Origin of the sequence: Actinomadura sp. J1-007 (assembly GCF_009793335.1) — a bacterium.
Classification (GTDB): Bacteria; Actinomycetota; Actinomycetes; order Streptosporangiales; family Streptosporangiaceae; genus Spirillospora; species Spirillospora yumaensis.
The window spans coordinates 2,418,487-2,433,686 of the sequence record NZ_WING01000001.1 but is presented as its reverse complement, the minus strand read 5'-3'; the positions used below and the strand labels follow the sequence as shown (position 1 = coordinate 2,433,686).

General features: G+C 70.6%; 16 protein-coding genes. 12 read left to right on the top strand and 4 right to left on the bottom strand.

Translation table 11 applies throughout. From position 1 onward, the window contains the following. The first annotated feature begins 45 nt into the window (after positions 1-45). The 4 genes from GEV43_RS10975 to GEV43_RS10960 all read left to right on the top strand — a co-directional run bounded on the left by GEV43_RS10975 (position 46) and on the right by GEV43_RS10960 (position 3,004). Positions 46-537, top strand: a complete 492-nt coding sequence (locus GEV43_RS10975) for a hypothetical protein (protein WP_160820595.1) — start codon at positions 46-48, stop codon at positions 535-537. Between the two features lie 316 nt (positions 538-853). Further along, on the top strand, positions 854-1,153 hold the full coding sequence (locus GEV43_RS10970; protein ID WP_160820594.1) for a hypothetical protein: 300 nt from the start codon (positions 854-856) through the stop codon (positions 1,151-1,153). After that, positions 1,153-2,421, top strand: a complete 1,269-nt coding sequence (locus GEV43_RS10965) for a hypothetical protein (RefSeq protein ID WP_160820593.1) — start codon at positions 1,153-1,155, stop codon at positions 2,419-2,421. Before GEV43_RS10970 ends, GEV43_RS10965 begins: the two co-directional genes overlap by 1 nt. Before the next feature lie 34 nt (positions 2,422-2,455). Continuing rightward, positions 2,456-3,004, top strand: a complete 549-nt coding sequence (locus tag GEV43_RS10960; protein ID WP_160820592.1) for a hypothetical protein — start codon at positions 2,456-2,458, stop codon at positions 3,002-3,004. A 225-nt stretch (positions 3,005-3,229) separates the two neighbouring features. Here GEV43_RS10960 and GEV43_RS10955 read toward each other — a convergent pair whose 3' ends face one another. Next, positions 3,230-3,415, bottom strand: a complete 186-nt coding sequence (locus GEV43_RS10955; RefSeq protein ID WP_160820591.1) for a hypothetical protein — start codon at positions 3,413-3,415, stop codon at positions 3,230-3,232. Next, positions 3,412-3,579, bottom strand: a complete 168-nt coding sequence (locus GEV43_RS10950) for a hypothetical protein (protein ID WP_160820590.1) — start codon at positions 3,577-3,579, stop codon at positions 3,412-3,414. The genes GEV43_RS10955 and GEV43_RS10950 overlap by 4 nt, the downstream gene beginning before the upstream one ends. A gap of 230 nt (positions 3,580-3,809) precedes the next feature. Between GEV43_RS10950 and GEV43_RS10945 the strand changes: the two genes are divergently transcribed. Together GEV43_RS10945 and GEV43_RS10940 are read left to right on the top strand one after the other, a co-directional pair. Continuing rightward, positions 3,810-4,625 (top strand): DUF5753 domain-containing protein, encoded by an 816-nt coding sequence (locus GEV43_RS10945; RefSeq protein ID WP_160820589.1) that lies wholly within the window; start codon positions 3,810-3,812, stop codon positions 4,623-4,625. Then, the gene (locus GEV43_RS10940; protein WP_309239582.1) at positions 4,615-4,806 is read left to right on the top strand and encodes a DUF397 domain-containing protein; all 192 of its coding nucleotides are present in this window, start codon (positions 4,615-4,617) and stop codon (positions 4,804-4,806) included. The genes GEV43_RS10945 and GEV43_RS10940 overlap by 11 nt, the downstream gene beginning before the upstream one ends. Before the next feature lie 57 nt (positions 4,807-4,863). Here the strand turns inward: GEV43_RS10940 and GEV43_RS10935 are convergent, their stop codons facing one another. Together GEV43_RS10935 and eccCa are read right to left on the bottom strand one after the other, a co-directional pair. Continuing rightward, the gene (locus GEV43_RS10935) at positions 4,864-5,340 is read right to left on the bottom strand and encodes a YbaB/EbfC family nucleoid-associated protein (protein ID WP_160820588.1); all 477 of its coding nucleotides are present in this window, start codon (positions 5,338-5,340) and stop codon (positions 4,864-4,866) included. Further along, positions 5,333-9,262: a type VII secretion protein EccCa gene (eccCa, locus tag GEV43_RS10930; protein ID WP_175250023.1), complete on the bottom strand. Its 3,930-nt coding sequence runs from the start codon at positions 9,260-9,262 to the stop codon at positions 5,333-5,335. The genes GEV43_RS10935 and eccCa overlap by 8 nt, the downstream gene beginning before the upstream one ends. Positions 9,263-9,683: 421 nt before the next feature. Here eccCa and GEV43_RS10925 point away from each other — a divergent pair, with 421 nt between their 5' ends. From GEV43_RS10925 to GEV43_RS10900, 6 genes are all read left to right on the top strand, one after another. After that, entirely contained in the window at positions 9,684-10,109 is a 426-nt protein-coding gene (locus GEV43_RS10925) for a YbaB/EbfC family nucleoid-associated protein (protein ID WP_241682858.1), read from the top strand. Next, entirely contained in the window at positions 10,106-10,438 is a 333-nt protein-coding gene (locus tag GEV43_RS10920) for a WXG100 family type VII secretion target (RefSeq protein ID WP_160820586.1), read from the top strand. Before GEV43_RS10925 ends, GEV43_RS10920 begins: the two co-directional genes overlap by 4 nt. A gap of 2 nt (positions 10,439-10,440) precedes the next feature. Further along, positions 10,441-11,073, top strand: a complete 633-nt coding sequence (locus GEV43_RS10915) for a nucleic acid/nucleotide deaminase domain-containing protein (protein ID WP_160820585.1) — start codon at positions 10,441-10,443, stop codon at positions 11,071-11,073. A 35-nt stretch (positions 11,074-11,108) separates the two neighbouring features. Beyond that, positions 11,109-11,732 (top strand): SUKH-4 family immunity protein, encoded by a 624-nt coding sequence (locus GEV43_RS10910; protein WP_160820584.1) that lies wholly within the window; start codon positions 11,109-11,111, stop codon positions 11,730-11,732. Between the two features lie 94 nt (positions 11,733-11,826). Next, complete coding sequence (locus tag GEV43_RS10905) at positions 11,827-12,687, top strand: SUKH-4 family immunity protein (protein ID WP_160820583.1); 861 nt, start codon at positions 11,827-11,829, stop codon at positions 12,685-12,687. A 158-nt stretch (positions 12,688-12,845) separates the two neighbouring features. Further along, positions 12,846-15,107, top strand: coding sequence for a WD40 repeat domain-containing protein (locus GEV43_RS10900; RefSeq protein WP_160820582.1), 2,262 nt, complete (start codon positions 12,846-12,848; stop codon positions 15,105-15,107). Positions 15,108-15,200 lie beyond the last annotated feature (93 nt).

Genomic DNA, 15,200 nt, shown 5'->3' with positions numbered 1-15,200 from the left:
AGGGTAGTTGGACTGCGATTCCGTTATGAGCCGGGAGCAACCACCATGGGCGCAGCGATCCGCTACCACCATCACGGCCGTCGAGGGCGCCGTGTTCACGGCGGCCTGGCCGTGGCGGCTGCCGTTGCCGCCGCCGCGAGCCTGGGCACGGTCGCCCCCGCGGCCACCGCCGAGCGCGCGGCGGCCGCTCGTGCGAGCAGAGCGGCCGCCACCGTCAAAATCAATTCCGCGAAGGCGGAGGGCAAGACCAAAACCGCAATCGTGAACGTGACCTACACTTGCACCGACGCAAACGGCCTCGGAGCCGACGTCGCCTTGGGCAGCAGCGTCGCGCATGGAGCCATAGCGCCCACGTGCGACGGCAAGGCCAAGACCACCGACATTCGATCGTCCGCCAAATACACCGTCCTCCGCAAAGGGGACAAGGTCACGGTCACTGCCACACTGGTGAAATACGACCTCTTCGCATCCGTGAATGTCGTTAATCCCCAGTCGCATATTCAAGCGCAAGACAGCAAGGCAATGACCCTCGCCTGAGCTCGACCACCGCACGGCCGTCTCGTACGTCCACACGCTCCGCGCGTACGCCCCCCCGCGACGGTGCCGCAGTTGGGCCAGGCGGCCCCGGGCAGGTGACATGAGGCCGGTCCAGACTCCACCCCAGGACGCTGAACGCAGCCTCGCGGACCTGGTCGGCAGGACCGGCACCGTACGGCGCTCCTGCTCCGCGCGCCCAACGCCCGGACAGCACGTTCGGGACATGACAGTTACCCTGACTGAAGTCACGAAACCTCTGGATAAACGAGGATCGAACGTCCTAAGGTCTCCTGGAACCACGAATCAGGGGAGACACGTGACCGACAAGTGGGCGGACCCGAAACGCATTGCCTTGCACGGCAAGGACATCACCGACCAGGTCGTTCCGGCAGTGAGGAAGGCTGGTGATGAGCTGGGCAAATCCGGGGTGTACGACCTTGAGGGCGGCGACTTCAGCATCACGTGCTCGGCCGCCGCGGCCGCCTACCCGATCGCCGTCCAGTTCGCGTTCGAGGACCTGAAGTCCGAACTCCAGGCGATCAGGACTCTGGCCGCCCAGGTCGACCGCGCCGCCACCACGTACGGCGACGCCGAAGCCGCGAACGCGGGCCGCTGATGGGCGCCGGGGGCTCGATGCACAGCGGTGCGCGCTCGCGCGGCGCGGGCACCGCCGCCGGTGCGGCCGGAATGGCGGGAGTTGGCGGCCTGGCGGGCGGCTCCGTGGTGGGCAGCGCGGAAAGCCTCATGAGCGCCGCGTTCCTTATGGCGTCGGGCGCGGGGATCCTCCCGCCCGCCCTGATGGTCGCCTTCCAGTTCAAGCTGGCCACCGGAAAACCCCAGAACCTTGAGGCCGCCGCCCAGTCCTGGAGCACGGCCGCGGAACAATGCCAGAAAGCGGCACATGACCTCCGCGAACTCGTGGACGGCATCCCAGAGCAAGCCTGGAAAATGGACGACCGCGCCGCGTACGAGAACAAGGTCGCCGACTACTGCCTTCAACTGGACGCCTTGCACAACTACTGCATGGCCGTCTCGTACGCCTTGACGGTCCTCGCGTACGCCCTTTTCACCTACGCGCTCTTCGCCATCGGCGTCGCGACGTACCTCGATGTCCTGGCCGTCGCGGCCCTGGCCATCGTCGACTACCCGGAATGCGTGGCGCTCGCGGGCACCGCGCTCACCGTCACCTGGGTCGCGACGGGCATCCTGGCCACCGCCGGAGGAATCGCCGCCGCGACCATGGGCGGCGGCGCCTCGTTCACCGCCGACTACCAAGTCGACCACGGCAACGCCGACGCCGACGACGCGTTCAAGAGGGCCCTGGCGACTGGTTCGGCGGGCGCGGCGGCAAACCTCGCCCAGAACGCCGCCAACGCGGGCCTCGCCTACCTCAACCGCTCCAACGGCAACATCGAACGGCTGCCCGGCACCGCCCATGCGACATCCGGCAGTAGGGGGTTTCCCCTCCAGGAGATCGATCTGGATGCGGACCGTGGCATCAACAAGACCTGGAACGTCGGCGGCGGCGCCAAGGCCCAGTTTCCTGCGGGGGCCGGGCCGGAGTTCGAGTTCGGCAGCCATCACAAGATCGGCAGTAAGGGATATGAGGGCGGTGACTTCGAGTTCAAGGGTAAGAAGCCGGCCGGTCCCGTTGATCTCGGTCTCGGCGGAAAGGTCGAGCGGGATGGTGAAGGCAACGTCAATGGAGGCGGTTTCAATGTCGGGGCCGAACAGCCGGAAACGGGCTCTAAGGCCGGATACGAGGGCGGCTGGGACGACAAGGGGAAGTACACCGACAAGCTTCAGGGGACGACGCCCGCAGGGAGCCGTGAGTGGAACCCGGTAGAAAAGAAGAAGGACGATACGCCCCCATGGGACAAGTGATCAGCTAATGAGTGAACTACTTGAATCCCAGTGCTTGGTCTACAAGAACCTCGGGCGCCGTACGTTCCGGATCAAGAGTGATGGAAGCGGCCTCGCGGCGAACGTTGTGCAGGTTGAGGGCGGGAAGGCGCGGGGGAGACTCGGGCGTGCCTTTGCGGCGTCCCGGGATTACTCCCCTGTGGTGCTCCAGTTCGAGTCTCCCGACGGAGCTCCGCTGTTCCGGATCGAGCGGCCGGCGGATACGGGATATCCGATCGTCCGCTCCCTTGCCGGTGAGGTGCTGGGACACTTTCATCGCAGCGACCTTGGCAGCGACGAAAGGGGGAGGAGCACTCAAGACCGAGTGCAGATCCTTGATGCGCACAAGAGGGTCGTCTGCAATATTGTTTGGGAAGTCTATAAAAAGGCTGTCCTGAGCCGTCCCGCGGTGCCCGGGAAAAACTGCGACTACCTGGACACCGAAGGCAACGCGCTGGCGCGCTTCGACTCCAAGAGGCTCGTCCTCCATCGGGATCTGCCTGAACCTATGAGAACTTTGATCGTGGCCTCGCCCGTCGCGTTCGATCTGGAGGACGGCGCCTGAACGGCAGCGGGAGCGTCTCGCGCCAGTCGCGCTTGAGGGCGGTGAGTTCGCGGCGGAACTCGGTGAGGTCCACGCCGAACGGGACGACGCAGGTGTCACGCGGCCCCGGGGCGGTCCGGCAGTCGTGGACGGGGCGGCCGCCGAGTGAGGCGGCGGCGAGGTGTTGGCGGGGGCCGGTCCAGGCGGCCTGATGAAGCGCGCCAAGGTGCTCGGTCTCCGCGCTGGTCAGGCCGTAGACGGGGCCGCAGATGGCAGCCAGGACGGATTCTCGTAGCGGAAGAAGTACCGGGCGGGGTTGATGGTGAGGCGGGTCCCCTCAACGGTGACTCCGTCGATCTCGTTCCAGCCCGGGTGGAACGGCTCCGGAAGTTCCGCCCGGATCGTCGCGGCGGGGACGTTGAGGTGGATCACGGGCCCTCCTGCTCCGGAGCCCGGTCGTGCGGCTGGTGGACGCGGTCGGCCAGCTCGTCCTGCTGCGCCATGAGGCGTCGCAGCGTGCCCAGGTCGCAAGCTGTGAGCGTGTGGACGAGGTTGCGCGCCTGCTCGGTGAACGTGAGCGGATTCCACCGATGCACCGTCCAGAGCCCCGACGCGGCGGAAATGTATGGCTCTGCCCAGCGTCCCCGGGAAAACGGAGATTGACCGTTATGGGACGACGGTTGTTCGGGTGACATTGTTCGTACCTCGCAGTAGTTTTCGGAGTCGCGTAGAAAGTCCTTCACTGGCCCTGTTCTGCTCCTAGACTCCGCCTGTCAGGCTCCTCGTGCGAGTTGTACGAGGAACTTTGTTACCTAAGGAGTCAGCAATGGGTGCTGCCGAGTCCCTCCGCCCCGAAGACTCGCTCTGGAACCTCATCTCTGTCTACCTGCGCAAAGAGCGCCGCCAGCGCGAACTCTCGCAGGCGGAGGTGGGCGTGGTCATCCAGGCTGACAAACAACGGGTAGCAAACATCGAGGCGGGACGCCTCAACCTGACTTCCGTCCAAGCCGAGCTCCTCGACGAAGCCTGGGGAACATTGTTCGTCGCATTGCGCCACTATGCGGTCGTCCTCGGGCGTGATCGAGAGTGGACGAAGCAACTGATCGATTTCGAGACGGGCGCCCTGATCATAAAGATCTACAACAGCCAGATCGTGCCGGTCCCCTTCCAGACCGAGGACTACGCTCGTGCGATCATCACCTCCTGCGGCGTGCTGGAAGACGTCGAGAGCGCCGTGCGCAAACGCATGGACCGCCAGAAGCTGCTGCTCGACCAGCTCAAGGGCATGTCGTTGTGGCTGCTGATCGATGAGGCCGCGTTGCGGTACGAAGGTGTTCCGCGCGAGGTCATGACCGGGCAGCTCGAGAGGCTGATCGAACTGGCCGAACGGGCGAGCGTGCGGATCGTGCCGTCCGGTTCTCCCGCGCACATCGGTGTTGACGGAGACTTCGAGTTGATCACCACGGCCGACGGCACCGACATCGCCTATGTGTGGGCGCAACTTCAGGGCAGACTGGTACCGGACGCCTCCGAGGTAAGGAGGATGTCGCTGAGGTACGACCGGATTGGGGCGCAGGCACTACCCGAGCAAGGGTCCCTGGAGCTGATCAAGAAAGTGATGGAGCATCTCGGTGATCATTGAATGGCGCAAGAGCAGCTATACGAGCGGGGGCGGCACCGCCGAGTGCGTGGAGTTGGGCGTGGTCGGTGGTGGGGTGGCCGTTCGTGACAGCAAGGATCCTGAGGGGCCGAGGGTTGCTGTGACGCGTGGGGAGTTCGCGGTGTTCGTTGGGCGGATCAAGGCTGGGGGACTGGACCTCTAGTAGGGCTGGGCATGGGACGGCCCCCGGAGCGGAGTGCTTCGGGGGCCGTTCGCTTGGTCAGCGGGCTGGGTTGCCCTTGCCCTGGTAGTTCTCCATGGCTTCCTTGGCGCGCTGCTGTTGGAGGCCGAGTTCGCGGGCGAGGTCCTTCATCTGGCCGGCGAAGCCGTTGGCGATCTTGTCCAGGGAGGCCAGGGCGGCGGACGGGTCGAGGGCCTGGTCCGGGCGGTCCGAGGGGGCGAACATGGTGCTGCTCGCCTCGCGGACCTGGTTCTGGAGGTCCTGGCTGGCCGCGTTCACCGCCTTGCGGATCTCCTCGCTCAGCTCCTCGGACGGGAGCCGCAGGGCGCGGGGGTCCATGGTGAGGGCGGTCAGGCCGCCCTCGGTGCGGAACTCGGCGGTGATCCGGCCCTCGGCGGACTCGCCCCGGCCGACGGCCTCCTTGATCCGTTCCTGGATCCTGCCGAAGTCGCCCATGCTCCGCTCCATGTCGCGCTGGAAGCGCTCGAAGCCGTCGCCGAGGCTGAAGTCAGCCATCTGCCTGCCTTTCTGCGGTCTCTAGGTGGGCGGTCTGGACGAGGCGGGTGCCGCCGCGGCGGTCGATGAAGTAGCCGCGGCCCGGCGGGAGCGCGTGGGCCTTGATGTTGCCGAGGACCACGCCCTCGTCCTTGTTGCCGGACATCAGGAGGCCGGGGGAGCCCATCTCCTTGATGCGCTGCATGATCGGGTCGTACATGGCGCGGCCGGACCCGCCGAACGCGCGGGACACGATCACGTGCAGGCCGATGTCGCGGGCCTGCGGGAGCAGCTCGGCGAGCTGGGTGACCGGGTTGTTGGACGTGGCCACCAGGTCGTAGTCGTCGATGATCAGGTACAGGTCGGGGCCGTTCCACCAGGACCGGTCGCGGAGCTGGTCGGGGGTGAGGTCGGCCGGTGGCAGCCGGTTCTTCAGCGCGCCGACGATGTCCTTGACCAGGGACGCGGCGGCGGTGGACGAGGCGGCGTACCCGATGCGGTGCTCGGTGTTGGCCGAGTCGAGCAGCGCCCGCCGGTAGTCCAGGAAGATCATCCGGGCCTGCTCGGGGGTGTAGCGGTCGACCAGGCCCTGGATGATCGTGCGGAGCAGGTTGGACTTGCCGCACTCGGTGTCGCCGATGACCAGCAGGTGCGACTCCTGGGAGAAGTCCAGGTAGACCGGCGACAGGGAGTCCTCGTCGATCGCGAACGGGATCCGCGAGCCCGTCTCGGCCGGGGACGGGAGCTGCGACGGCTGGAGCACCGAGGGCAGCATCCGGACCTTCGGCGCGGACGGCCCCTGCCAGTTGCCCGCGACCGCGCCGACGAACTTGCGGACGCCGTCGGAGAGGTTCTCGCCGCTCGGGTCGCCGTCCAGGCGCGGCAGCGCCGCCAGGAAGTGCAGCTTGTCCCGGGTGAGGCCGCGGCCCGCCTTGCCCTCGGGGACGTTCTGCGCGAGCTTGCGGTCCACCTCCGACTCGTACGGGTCGCCGAGCCGCAGTTCGAGGCGGCTGCCGAACAGGTCGCGGATCGTGGTGCGGAACTCCGACCACTTGTTGACCGTCGCGATCACGTGGATGCCGTAGCCGAGGCCGCGGGCGGTGAGGTCGGTGATGACCGGCTCGATGTTCTCGTAGTCCTGGCGGACGGTCATCCAGCCGTCGATCACGAGGAACACGTCGCCGTAGCCGTCGCCGGGGATCTCGCCGGAGGCTCGCATCCGCCGGTAGGTGGCCATGCCGTCGATGCCGCGCTCGGCGAACTCCCGCTCCCGCTGCTCCAGCAGCGAGGTGACCTCCGCGACCGTGCGGCGCACGCGGTCGTTGTCGAGGCGGGTCGCGATGCCGCCGACGTGCGGGAGGTCCTCGAACGCGGCGAGCGTGCCGCCGCCGAAGTCCAGGCAGTAGAACTGCACCTGCTGCGGCGTGTGCAGGACGGCGAGCGACGCGATCAGCGTCCGGAGCATCGTGGACTTGCCGCTCTGCGGGGCGCCGGCGATGCCGACGTTGCCGGCCGCGCCGGCCAGGTCCACGTACATCGGGTCGCGCCGCTGGTGGAACGGCCGGTCGATGATCCCGGTGATCGCGTGCAGCCGGTTGCGCCACGCGTCGTTCTGCGTGGTGAGGCCGAGGCCCGGGACGACCGCGAGGGTCGGCAGCAGCTCGTCGAGCGTCGGGGGGACGTCGAGCGGCGGCAGCCAGATCTCGTGCGCGGGCGGGCCGTGCCCTTCGAGCTGCTTGACGACCACGTCGAACAGCGACGCCTGCGTCTCGTTCTCCGGCTGCGCCTGCTGCTCCTGCGGGTCCTCGATGACCTGCGGCCGGATGTAGTCGGGGATGTACGGCACGACCTGCCGGACGTGCTGCCTGCCCTTCTTCTGCGCGGGCTGGAGGTCCTCGGTCGCGGGCCCGGACACGTACGCGGCGCGGAACCGGGTCATCGACTCGGTGCCGAACTTCATGTAGCCGTGGCCGGGCGCGGACGGCAGCTCGTACGCGTCGGGGGAGCCGAGCACGACCCGCGACTCCTGCGCGGAGAACGTGCGCAGGCCGATCCGGTACGACAGGTGCGTGTCGAGGCCGCGCAGCTTGCCCTCCTCCAGGCGCTGCGAGGCCAGCAGGATGTGCACGCCGAGCGACCGGCCGAGCCGTCCGATCATCACGAACAGGTCGGCGAACTCCGGCTTGGCCGACAGCAGCTCGGAGAACTCGTCCAGCACCAGGAACAGCGTCGGCATCGGCTTGAGGTCGGCGCCCTGCTCGCGGGCCTTCTCGTAGTCGCGCAGCGAGGCGTAGTTGCCGGACGCGCGCAGGTACTCCTGCCGCCGCACCATCTCGCCCTCCAGCGCCGCGTACATGCGGTCGACCAGGGGGAGCTCGTCCTCCAGGTTGGTGATGACGGCGGAGACGTGGTGCAGGTTGTCCATGCCGAGGAACGTCGCGCCGCCCTTGAAGTCGACCAGGACGAAGTTGAGCACCTCGGACGAGTGCGTCATCGCGAGGCCGAGCACGAGCGTCCTCAGCAGCTCGGACTTGCCGGAGCCGGTCGCGCCGATGCACAGGCCGTGCGGCCCCATGCCGCCCTGCGCCGACTCCTTGATGTCGAGCGAGACGGGACGGCCCTCGGGGTCGATGCCGATCGGGACGCGCAGCCGGTTGCGCGGCGCGCGCGGGCGCCACACCTCGGCCGGGTCGACGTGGAACGGGTTGTCGATGCCCATCAGCGAGGTCATCGTGGTGGCGGACGACAGCGCGTCCTCCTCCGGGCCCTGCATGCCGCTCGCGCGCAGCGGCGCGAGCTGCCGGGCGAGGGCCTCGGCCTGCTGGAGGGTGATCCCGTCGGGCTTGCCGATGCGGGTCGCGACGTCCTTGCCGGTGCGGTCCTTGGTGAGCCGCGCCATCCGGTCCTTCTGGACGTTCAGCCGGAGCATGGTCGACTCGTGCGTCGGGGCGGTCGAGCCGGTGAGGTCGATGATGCAGACGCCCTCGATGCCGTCGGCGGCGAGCTGGGAGTCGTAGGACGCCTGGCCGCCGTCCATGATGATGATGTGGTACGGCAGGTCGTCGCGGGACATGCCGGGCTGGAACCGGGGCCGGTCCTTGACCGCCTGCCCGAACATCGCCTCCAGCGTCGCCATGCTCTCGCTCATCAGCCGGACCTGGCCCGCCGCGTCGTGCTCGGTCGGGTGCAGGTTGTGCGGCAGCCACTTGATCCACTGCCACCAGGGCAGCCGCTGCCGCGCCGCGCACACCGAGATCTGCACGTCGTCGGGGGAGTGGAACGCCGCGATCTGCGCGATCATCGCGCGGACCATGCCGTACACGGCCTCGGGGTCGCCCTGCGGGACGATCCGCGCGAACGACCGCATCGACACCGAGATCGGCAGGTTGGGCACGTTGGCGTGGGTGCGCATGAACCGGCGCAGCGCGCCCGCGGACATCGGTTCGAGGTCCTCGACGGGCTTGGTCTCGGGCGCGACGAGCTGGACGGCGAGCTTCTGCGCGCCCGTCCCGACCCGGACCTGGCCGAAGTCGTCGTCGGCGGGGCGCCGCTCCCAGAGCCGGGCGCTCATCACCAGCGACCACAGCGAGCCCGGGTCGGGGCTGCCCCACTCCAGCGCCTCGCGCTGCTGCTTGGCGGCGCTGCGGACCTTGCGCCTGACCTGCCCGAGGTAGCGCAGGTAGTCGCGGCGCTCGTTGTTGAGCTTGACCTTGCGCTCGCCGCCGCCCCGGCCGACCTGGCCGAGCATCATGCCGAACATGGAGACGGCGAACATGCCGCCCGCGACGTACTGGAGGGTGCCGCCCCCGCGGCCCACCATCATGAAGACCATCGCGCCCGAGCCCGCGAGCATGGGCAGGTAGGTCATCACCGCCTGGAAGCCCGCCGGGATGACCTCGGGCAGCTCCGGCGGCGATTCGAGCAGAACCTCGCCCCGTGGCATGGCAGGGGGTTTCCGTCGCTCACGGCGGCGGACGACGACCGTGCTCACGTTCCTTCTCCTCCAACCGCGGACCTGCCGGCCCGCTGCGGCCCCGTTGACCGTTCCCGCAGCTCAGACCGGTCCTGTCGCGCAGGCCCCGGCCGTCGCCGCCAGCCGACGATCCCCCCGTGCACCAGGATCACCCGCTGATCCGACCTTCGCCAAACGGATCAAATGGTAGGGGTCCCTCACTCCCGCTGCATAAGAGTGTGCTCTGGGTGATCTCCGGACGTTCCGACGGTCGCGACACCCTACGCGTTCCCCGCCGGGCGCGCCTTCCGGGACGCGGGATCGCGCGCCGTCGCGCTCCGGAGCCGCTTTGCGTCGTTATGATCCGTCAAGACCGTTCAAGCCCGTTGTCTTCGCGGAGGAGCGATCCGCCTTGGCCGACTTCTCGGGACCCGACCTCGACCACATGCTGACCGAGGCGCGCCGGACCCTGGCCTCGATGCGGTCCGGCGCAGCCCCGGACCCCGAGGACCTCCCCGACGTCGAGGGCGTCGGCGAGGCGGCGGACGGCTACGTCAAGGTCACCGCCGAGCCCGGCGGACGGCTGAAGGCGGTCCAGCTCAACCCCCGCGCCATGCGGATGGCCTCCGAGGAGCTCGGCGAGCACCTCGTGGCCGCCGCCAACGCCGCGCTCGCCGACCTGCGCGCCAAGTCCGCCGACGCGGGCGCCGCCGAGGCCGTCGACGTCGCGGCCCTCTCCCAGCAGGTCGAGCAGGTCCAGAACGAGGGCATGCGGCAGATGGCGGCGATCAGCCAGGCCGTGAGCGATGCCATCTCCAAGATCGGAGGCTCCCGATGACCGCGGACGGCTACACCATCCGGCCCGACACCCTCCGCAGCGCGTCCAGCGGGCTGAAGGCCGCCGGCGAGCGCCTGTCGTCGGAGTGGAAGGACCTCGTCGCGAAGGTCGAGGGCATGGGCCAGCCCTGGGGCGGCGACGACATCGGGATGCTCATCGGCGAGTCGTACAACGCCATCCAGGAACAGGCGGACGAGTCGTTCACCGGCGCGGCCGAGGACATGGCGGCCTACTCCGAGAAGCTGAAGGCGATGGCGGACAACTACGAGAAGGCCGAGGAGAAGATGGTCGGGGAGATCACGTCCGTCTCGGCCGCCCTCAACGTCTGACCGTGGGAGCCAGGCATCGCAGGAGCGGCACCCCGTCCCAGCGCGGCGCGGCCGCGAGGGGAGCGCGCGGCGTCTTCGGCAAGGCCGCGCAGGACATGTTCAGGCTGTCCAAGAACGGCAAGCGCGTCGACTACCTCGAACCGAACCAGCGCGTACGCGACCGGGCGAAGAAGTACACGTTCAAGGACGGCGCCAAGGGCCGCCGCCCGCACGTCAAGTCCAACAAGGTGCCGCCGGGCAGCTCGGACCTGTCGCGCGCCACGCAGCAGGCGCGGCACCGCAACCAGGACACGAGCGCGAAGAACTACGCGGCGTACCGGTACATCGACAAGGACGGCAACGAGGGCATCCTCGTCGGCCGCAGCCAGGGCACCCACTCGGAGCGCTCGGCCGGCTCGCTGCTGTTGGACGAGATGCAGAAGGGCAACATCCGCAAGGTCACCGAGGTCTACACCGAACGGGCGCCGTGCAGTCCGAACAAGGGGAACTGCGACGAGTGGCTCTACGCGCACTTCGCGAAGAACGATCCGAACTTCAAGGTGTCGCACAGCTGGAACTACGATGGCACCGACGGCACCAACGCCCAGGTGAGCGGCAAGATACGGACCTACGCGAGAGGTCTGCTGGGGCGTTAGGCGTTCGCGTTCCGTACCGGACGAAAGGTTGACCCGTGCCTGACAGGCTGACGCACGACGCCCTCGTCGAGGTGTTCGGCGAGGACGCGGTCGCGCGCGTCGCTCCCGGCGCCGTTCCCGCCGGGATCACCGACGAGGCCGCGCGCGCGTTCCTGACCGAGGTGGGCGTGCCGACGAGCACCACCGCCGAGTTCATCGTCTTCGACAAGCACGTCCCGGACGGGCCGCTGCCGCTGCGCGAGTCCCCGTTCGTCACCGAGCACGGCTGGACCGTCCCGCCCTCCCTCGCGGACGCCTACCTGCTCGGCGACGCGTACGGCTCGGTGTTCGTGACGATCGCGCTCGACGGCGCCACCGGGCGGGTCTACGCGATCTCCGAGGCCGAGCCCGACCCGTACCTGATGAACTCCGACCTCGAATCGCTGGTCTACTTCGCCTACGTCCTCGAACGCGACCGGGAGCTCTACACCGAGGAGCACTTCGACGAGCACGAGGCCGACTACGAGGGCACCGGCTCCGACCCGTTCCAGGAGGCGGCCCGGCTCACCGAGCGCGCGTGGCGCGAGCACGATCCGGCGGCGTTCGAGGTCCCCGAAGGCGAGATCATGAAGGTCTGGCCGAACGTCCTCGACGACATCGCGAGCGGCACGTTCGGCTGACCCGGGCGCGCGACCGCGCCGCCGCGCCACGCGCCACCGCGCCGCCCGCGCCGGGACCACGTCCACGACCGACGAACCGCTTGGGGAACCACCGATGACGACCGACATCACCGGCGAGCTGACGGCGCAGTTCGGGCCGCGCGGGCTGCGGCGCTTCGCGGCGGCCGAGCTGGACGGCCTCCAGGTGCCCGCCGGCGCGGCGGGCCCGCTGGCCGAGGCGGGGCTGCCCATCCAGGTCGGGCCCTACTTCACCGCGACGTCGGGCGAGCCGCTGCCGCTCGGCGAGTACGCCTCCTCGGCCGGGTTCCCCGAGGCCGCCGCGTCGGCGGCCGGCTGGCTCCGGCTCGGCACCGACCGCGGCGCGGAGCTGTGCGTCGAGCCGGACGGCCAGGTCAGGGCGCTGTTCGTGGTCGCGGACGCGCCGTCGATGCACGTCAACGCGAGCGTCCCCGCGTTCCTGCGCGCCCTGCTGGCGCTCGACCGCCACCTGCCCGTCCTCGCCGCGCCCGGCGACCAGGACCCGGCGGCCGTCTTCCGCGGCCTGCGCAAGCGGCTGCTTGAGGTGGACGAGGCGGCCCTCCAGGACGACGAGGCGTGGTGGCCGCGCGTCCTGGAGCAGATCCGGCACGCGATGAGCTTCCCGTTCTCGGCGGCGTTCGAGGTGGGCGACTCCAGAGGCGGCAAGCGCATCGAGACGGAGCAGGCGGCCGTCGGCCTCGCACACCCCGAGCGCGTCCTGTGGTCGAGGCTCGAACGCCAGGGCGTACGGCCCGAGCAGGTCACCCGCGTCTACACGGAGCTGGAGCCCTGCTTCCTGCCCGGCAACTACTGCGCGATGTGGCTCACCAAGTTCACCCGCGCCGAGTTCAGCCACAGCTTCGACTACGGCGACACCGCCGCCGAACGCGAGGCGGGCCTCCTGGACCTGATGCGCTACGCCGCCGAACAGGACTGACCGGCCCGCAGCCGAACGGCCGGACAGCGGCCGGGCGGAGCCGACCCGAGGCGGGCGGGATTTGACCGGGGGAGCGGGGACCGGGGGACCGGTGGGCCGAGCGTGGCCGGCCGGGGACGATCAGGGTTGACCGGAGAAGGGAAGCGAAGGCCGTGCCGATGCCTGGAACGAGCCGGCCGCCGGTGGGCGCGGGCCGCGAGCCCGCCGCGGCGGCGGTCGCCGCGTGGCTGGGGGACGTGCTGCGCCCGCGGCTCTGCGCGATCACCGGCGCGCCCGCCGCCGGGAAGAGCAGGCTGCTGGCGTCGGCGGTGGACGCCGACCTGGAGACGTCCCGCGCGGCGACCGCGGTCTTCAGCGTGCGCGGCATGACACTGCACTCCGCCGCGTGGGCACTGGCCGAGCAGCTCGCCCTGCCGGGCGCCGCCCCGGCCACCGTGCTCGCGCACCTGGAGGCCGATCCGCGCCGTACGACCCTGGTGGTCGCCGAGCTGGACGAGTCCGGGGCCCGCTGCGACGGCGCCGGGGCCGCCGGGATCGTCGCGGGCCTGCTCGCGCCGCTGCTCGCGCTGCCGCACGTCCGCCTGCTCGTGGAGGGGCGCCCGGAGGCGGTCGCCCTCCTCACCGCGGACGGCGCGCCGGCGGAGATCATCGACCTGGACGTTCCGGAGCCGACCGACCGGGCCGCGTTCGGCGCGTGGGTCGCCCACCTCGCGGCGGCCCGCGGCATCGGCGACCCGGCCGTCGTCGCCGCGGCCGACTCCCTCTACCCCAACGCCGGACTGGCCGAGCTGGCTCTGACGGCCCCGCCTCCGGGCGCGGACCCGGACGTTCCCGCGCACGACGCCGTCGGCCGGTGGCTGCGCGGAGCGCCTCCAGTGGCGCGCGCCGCCCTGGAAGCGCTCGCCGCCGCGTACGAGCCCGTCTCCTGGAACGACTGGCACGCCTGGACCACCGCGCTGACCGGTGACGTCGCGCACGCCCGCGCGTCGGTGGAGGCGGCGCTGCCGCTCGCGGTACGCGTCGGCGACCGGTTCGCGCTCGGCTGCCGCCCGTTGCGCGAGGCGGTCCTGCGCGGGCGGACGCCGCAGGTCGCCGCGCAGATCGACAACGCCATCGGCCGTTCGCTGTACGAGGCGCTGCCCAAGGACGCGGCGGGACGTCCCGACTGGTCCCGGACGGACGCGGCGCGTGCGCGCGCGGTGCTGCGGCATGCGGCGGCGACGGGCACCGCGGGCCGGATCGTCTCCGACCCCGGCTGCCTGGCGCACGCCGACCCGGTCGCGGTGACGGCCGCGATCGACGCCGTCCAGGCGGACGGCCCGTGGCCGCTGCGGAACGCGTGGCGTTCGGCCGGGCCCGCGCTGGTCAGGATGCCCGGCGGCGCGGCGCGCGCGTCGGCGCTGCGGCTCGCCGCCCTCCGCAACGGCGACCGGGATCTCGCGAACGCGTTCGCCCAGCACGCCGCCGGCGCGCAGTGGGGCCCGCGCTGGATCTCCGCCCGCCCGGCCGACCCGTCCGCGGACCACTGGAGCGGCCCCGTCGAAGCACTGGCCCGAACCGCGGCCGACCACGACGGCGAACGCGGCGCGCCTGGCGCGGAGAGCGAACGCGGCGGGCCGGGTCCTGAGCTGATGGCCGCTGGGGCGAACGGCGCGTTCCATGCCTTCGATCTGGAGAGCGGACGGCCCGCCGGGCGGGTTCCGGGGGAGACGGCGCGGATTCGAGATCTCGTGCCGTTCCCGGACGGGGCCGTCCTGCATCTCGACGACCACGGCGGCCTCGGCGTCACGCGGCCCTCCGGTGCGCGCAGCAGGGCGGAGCATCTCGGCGGGCTGCTCAACGCCGCGCCCGCGGGCGGCGGTGACCTCGACGCCAAGGCGGTGCTCGCGACGCTCACCTCGTCCGGTCCCGCCGTGCCGACCGCGCTCGGCGCGGACGAACGGGTCGCGACCGTGGCGCTCGGCGACCGCACCGGCGCGGTGACGGCGTGGACGTTCGACGCGCCCGCCGGTCCGCCGCCGTCCTGCGACCTGCACACCGGGCCGGTCACCGCGGTCGCCTGCGTGAGCCTGCCGGGCGGGCGGCTGGTGGTGAGCGGCGGCTCGGACGGCACCGTACGGCTGTGGATCCCCGGCGAGCCGCCGATGCCGGAGGCCGCCGCGCGCCGCGACTGCCCGGTCACCGCCGTGGCCGCCGCCGTCGTCGCCGGGAGGCCGCTGGTCGCCGCGGGCTGGGCGGACGGCGAGCTGCACTTCTGGGACCTGGAGACCGGCGGCGACGCCGCGCTGCGCCCCGGCGGAACGGTCGGCGCGCTCGTGCTCGGCCCGGGACCGGTCCTCTACGTGGGCGGCGCGGAGGGACTCGCCGCGCTCGACCTCGACCTGGACCGGCTGCTCGGAGCCGTACCGGCCGCCGTGTGAGGTATCCCACCCGTCCCCGGTGAGGGGAACGGGCCGTGTCGTCCCGCCGTCGGAGAGCGGCGCGACGCGTGAACGTCCCGTACCGGAACCGCG

Coding starts and splice junctions, on each gene's coding strand:
- GEV43_RS10975 (WP_160820595.1), top strand. CDS start 46: ATGGGCGCAGCGATCCGCTACCACCATCACGGCCGTCGAGGGCGCCGT.
- GEV43_RS10935 (WP_160820588.1), bottom strand. CDS start 5,340: ATGGCTGACTTCAGCCTCGGCGACGGCTTCGAGCGCTTCCAGCGCGAC.
- GEV43_RS10945 (WP_160820589.1), top strand. CDS start 3,810: ATGGGTGCTGCCGAGTCCCTCCGCCCCGAAGACTCGCTCTGGAACCTC.
- GEV43_RS10905 (WP_160820583.1), top strand. CDS start 11,827: ATGACGACCGACATCACCGGCGAGCTGACGGCGCAGTTCGGGCCGCGC.
- GEV43_RS10920 (WP_160820586.1), top strand. CDS start 10,106: ATGACCGCGGACGGCTACACCATCCGGCCCGACACCCTCCGCAGCGCG.
- eccCa (WP_175250023.1), bottom strand. CDS start 9,262: ATGCCACGGGGCGAGGTTCTGCTCGAATCGCCGCCGGAGCTGCCCGAG.
- GEV43_RS10900 (WP_160820582.1), top strand. CDS start 12,846: ATGCCTGGAACGAGCCGGCCGCCGGTGGGCGCGGGCCGCGAGCCCGCC.
- GEV43_RS10965 (WP_160820593.1), top strand. CDS start 1,153: ATGGGCGCCGGGGGCTCGATGCACAGCGGTGCGCGCTCGCGCGGCGCG.